The organism is Kitasatospora nipponensis (genome assembly GCF_039528135.1).
GTDB lineage: Bacteria > Actinomycetota > Actinomycetes > Streptomycetales > Streptomycetaceae > Kitasatospora > Kitasatospora nipponensis.
Map to the genome: position 1 here is coordinate 13408 of NZ_BAAALF010000128.1, position 3532 is coordinate 16939.

General features: G+C 75.3%; 3 protein-coding genes. All 3 read right to left on the reverse strand.

The annotated features are described in order from the left end of the window. Positions 1-69 precede the first annotated feature (69 nt). Positions 70-1098 (reverse strand): alpha/beta fold hydrolase, encoded by a 1029-nt coding sequence (locus tag ABD323_RS28050; protein ID WP_344444768.1) that lies wholly within the window; start codon positions 1096-1098, stop codon positions 70-72. An 11-nt stretch (positions 1099-1109) separates the two neighbouring features. Continuing rightward, on the reverse strand, positions 1110-2369 hold the full coding sequence (locus ABD323_RS28055) for an esterase/lipase family protein (RefSeq protein WP_344444769.1): 1260 nt from the start codon (positions 2367-2369) through the stop codon (positions 1110-1112). 125 nt (positions 2370-2494) lie between these two features. Further along, complete coding sequence (locus ABD323_RS28060; protein ID WP_344444770.1) at positions 2495-3394, reverse strand: SAM-dependent methyltransferase; 900 nt, start codon at positions 3392-3394, stop codon at positions 2495-2497. Positions 3395-3532 lie beyond the last annotated feature (138 nt).

Genomic DNA, 3532 nt, shown 5'->3' on the forward strand with positions numbered 1-3532 from the left:
AGACGAACCGCCCGACGCGCTCAGCGGCCGGGCGGGTCCGCGGTGCCGGGCGGGGCCGCCGACCGGGCCTCAGCGCCCCGTGAGCAGGTGGGCCGCCAGCTCGCCGGCGAACTCCTGGGGACGCTCCAGCTGCACGCTGTGACCGGCGCCCTCGATCACCGCCTCCCGCACGCTGCCGCCGGCCGCCGCGTACCGCCCCAGCACCGCGCGGGTCTGCGCGAGCATGGGCTGGGCGGGGCAGCTGTCGGCGCCCGGCCAGCCGGGGACCGCGCCGATCGCGCCCAGGTGGGCCAGGTCGAAGAGCGAGGTGTCGGAGACGATGACGTCGTCCGAGCCGCGCACCCACAGGATCGGCGCCTTGGGCTCCACCGTCGCCAGATCGTCGAGCCGGAAATGCGTGGGCGCCAGGCAGTTGAGCACCCCGCGCTCCCCCGGGGCGACCCCCGGCCAGCTCTCGCTCGGGCGGCTGTCCCCCGGGTAGTGGTCGTCCCCGCAGCGGGTGGTGAGCATCGCGGTGACGTACGGCGCGGGCTCCATCGGCTCCTTGACGTACGCGGTCGCGAAGACCGAGCGCGGCGAGAGCGGGCTCTCGTCGGAGGTGTCGCCGGCGCCCAGCAGGCGGACGAACTCCGGGTTCGCGGTGCCGCCGCCGGAGCCGGCGCCGTCGGGCGAGTTGAGCGCGCCGTCCACCCCGTGGGTGCCGCCGAAGCCGTACGGGGAGACCGGGTTGACCAGGGTGACCGAGCGGACCGCCCCCGGGTGGCTGCGCAGGTACTGCAGCACCACGCCGCCGCCCAGGCTCCAGCCCACCAGGTGCACCGCGCCCAGGTCGAGCGCCTCGACGAGGGCGGCCAGGTCCTCGGCGTAGTCGCGCACGCCGCGGGTGGCGTCCACCGGCAGCGGGTCGCTGGCGCCGAAACCGCGCAGGTCGGGGGCGATCGGCCGGTACCGCTCGGGCAGGTCGAGCATCGTGCGCTCCCAGAACGCCCCCGAGGAGACGTTGCCGTGCACCAGGAGCACCGGCTCGCCGGTGCGGCCCTGGAGTTCGCGGCAGTGCACGGACAGGCGGGAGGTGGTGACGTGTCGTGCGGTGATCACGGCGGTCCCTCTCAGTTGAGCCAGCCGGCGACCTGGGCGCTGGCGCCGCCGTCCCAGCCGAGTTCGAGGTGGTTGGCGGTGGCGATCAGGGCGGTGCCGCCGACCGTGGCGATGCCGGTGGTGTTCAGGGCGCTGGACTCGAAGACCACCCCGTCGCTGGGGCCGCGGTCCTCGTTGAAGATGCCCACGATGCTCGGGGTGCCGCCGGCCAGCAGGTAGGTGCGCACCGCGGCGGGCACGCCGGCCTGCTGGAGGGGGGCGATCAGCGAACCGGCGTTGATCGCGGCCTGGATGCCGCCGCCGTCGGTGTAGAAGCCCTGGCCGCCGTAGTAGGTGGTGTACCAGTCCTGCTGGGTCTGGTCGACGCCGTAGGTGCCGTCGAAGCGGGCCAGCATCTGGCGCTGCCCCGGGAAGTCGTCGTAGCCACCGCTGGGGGTGAAGGAGAACTCCGGGTGCGCGGTGTAGGTGCCGTAGCAGGTCATGTGCAGGTTGGGCGCCGGGGCGTTGACGCTGCCGCCGCACTCCGACCAGATGCTGAAGTCGTGCGCCCAGCCGTGCGCGAAGGGGTAGTCGTAGCCGCCGTTGGGGCCGCCCAGGGTGATCAGCTTGCGGACGTCACCGGCGTAGCCGCGGCCCCAGGCGGGCTTGACCGAGGAGACGTAGGCGCGGGTGGACATCTCGCCCTTGCTCCAGCCGACCAGGTCGACCTGGGGGACGCCGAGCTTGGCGCGGATCAGCGCCACCGCGTCGCCGACCTCCTGGGCCTGCATCAGGTTGTCGCCCTGCTTGTGCGCGAAGTCGATGGCGAAGACCCGGTAGCCGCGCGAGGAGAGGTACTGCATCAGCCCGGTGCTCGGGCAGGACATCGCGCCGCAGCCGTAGCCGCCGGACTCGCCGGGGTTGGCCCAGGCGCGGTCCGCGTTGTCGTTGGCGCCGTGCACCAGCAGCACCGGCACCTGGTGCGCGCCGCTGTTCCAGCCGGGCGCGGAGTAGAGCAGGAATCGGCCGGAGAAGGGCTCCTTGACGCCGCCGAAGAAGGTCAGCCGCTGGCCGTCCTGGTCGCCGCGGCCGTCCGGCGGGTACTGCTCCTGGTGGAAGCCGGTGGTGGTGTCCAGGTAGCGCTCGACGTGGTCCCAGCCGTTGGCGACCGTGCCGTACGTCGCCTCCAGCTTCAGGTAGGACGGCGTCGCCGCCGAGGCCGGCAGCGCACCGGCGAGCACGCCCACCAGCGCCAGTACCACCGCCATGATCAAGCCGCCGCGTGCTCGCACGGTGCGTCAACTCCTCTGTCCCCGGAGCCCGGAGCGGGCCCGCGCCCGACACCGTAGGCGGAACGCCGCGCTCCCCCCATGTGGGCGGCCCACACCACCGGCCGCCCACGGTGTGGGCCCAGCCCCTATCGCCCGCCGGTGCCCGGATCGGCGTCCGGCAGCCGGTCGGGCCCGGCCGGGCGCTCGGCGGTGACGAAGCTGCGCTGCGGGGTCAGGTACCCCGCCGGGCGGCCGTAGGAGACGGCGGCCTCGGCCCGGTCGTGCCAGGCCGCCCGCCAGCCGTGGCGCTCCAGCCAGCCGGCCACGTCCTCGTCCAGGCCGCCCTGCCAGAGCGCGGCGACCCCGGCCAGCTCCGGGACGGCCTCGGCGAACCCGGCCGTCCGGTCCACCGGATCGTGCTCGGACCGCGGGAATCCGTGGGTGAGGGCGAGCCGGCTGCCGGGGGCGGCCAGCGAACCGACCGTGGTCAGCAGGGCGGCCACCTCGGCCGGGGAGAGGTAGACCAGCAGGCCCTCCAGCAGCCAGGCGCTGGGTTGGGCGGGGTCGAAGCCGGCACCGGTGAGCACGCCCGCCCAGTCCTCGCGCAGGTCGCCGGCGAGCACCGCGCGCGGGCCGGCGGCGCTCGCGCCCTGCTCGGCGAGCACCCGCTCGCCGAAGGCCAGCACCTCGGGCTGGTCGATCTCGAAGAAGCGGGTGCCCGCCGGCCACTCGAGCCGCAGCGCCCGGGTGTCGAGGCCGACCGCGGGTATCACCACCTGGCGGCAGCCCGCCCGGGCCGCCGCCAGCAGCTGGTCGTCGAAGAAGCGGGTGCGCACGGCGAGGTAGCGGGCCAGCACGATCACCCCGATCGGGGTGTCCTGCGGGTTGCGTTCGGGCTCCGGCTCGCCCGCCAGGGCGGCGGCGACGAACGCGGCGGCGTAGGGGTCGTCGAAGAGGCGGTCGGGGCGCCGGCTCTCGGCCGCGCGGGCCCTGGCCACGCCGATCGCGGTGCGGCCGACGCCGTCGGTGATCTGATGGTTCGTCATGTCGCGCATGGTACGTGGCCCCACTGACAGCGAAATGCCCCGGGCGCGCTCCCGGTGAGGGGGGCGCGCCCGGGGCGTGGGTGGCCGGCCCCGGGGGGGCCGGCGGGGGCGGTAGCGCCGCCCTGGACCAGTCCGGCC